Here is a 601-nt window from a genome sequence, read left to right on the forward strand (position 1 = left end):
ATCGTTTATCGTCGTCATCACAATAACTTTTAAAATACTCGTGCATAATTCAACAGCTGACCTCCCAATAACTACATGGTGTTATCGGGAGGTCAGCTGTTAGCACTTATATTTTGTTATTGTTCTTCCTCGATTTCGTCTATCATTTTGTGATTAATTTCTCTTTTTTCTTGTTCTGTTAAGTCATAAAGTTCACTAGCTAAATACTCTTTTTGTTTCCAAATATAAAAAATTTGATAGATATATTCGGTTGGATCAATTTCTTTTAAGTAATCTAAATCCCCATTTTTTAATTTCTTTTTAGCCTCTTTAAATAATCCTGAATAAACTAATACCTGTTTACCTTTAAGTGATTTATAAAATGCATCAAAGACTTTTTGATTTATTAAATAATCACTATCTTTACCAGAATACTTAGCCATTTCATATAATTCTTTATTATTATTTTGTCTTATTTTTTGAACTTGAACTTGTGTTATTTCTGAAATGCCCGTTACATCACGCCATAAATCTAACCATTCTTGTTGGCTAATATAATATCTTTTATCTGTGAAATACGATTTATTTACTGCAATTAACACATGAAAATGAGGATTATAAT

Annotated in this window: 1 protein-coding gene; it reads right to left on the reverse strand. The window is 27.8% G+C overall.

What is annotated here, in order from left to right; translation table 11 throughout:
- Positions 1–116: 116 nt before the first annotated feature.
- Positions 117–601: protein rep (locus L6966_RS11925; protein WP_237233460.1), on the reverse strand; the 485-nt coding region annotated here is incomplete at its 5' end.

The sequence above is a fragment of the Rothia nasisuis genome (assembly GCF_928381405.1).
In the GTDB taxonomy this organism is placed as follows: domain Bacteria; phylum Actinomycetota; class Actinomycetes; order Actinomycetales; family Micrococcaceae; genus Rothia; species Rothia nasisuis.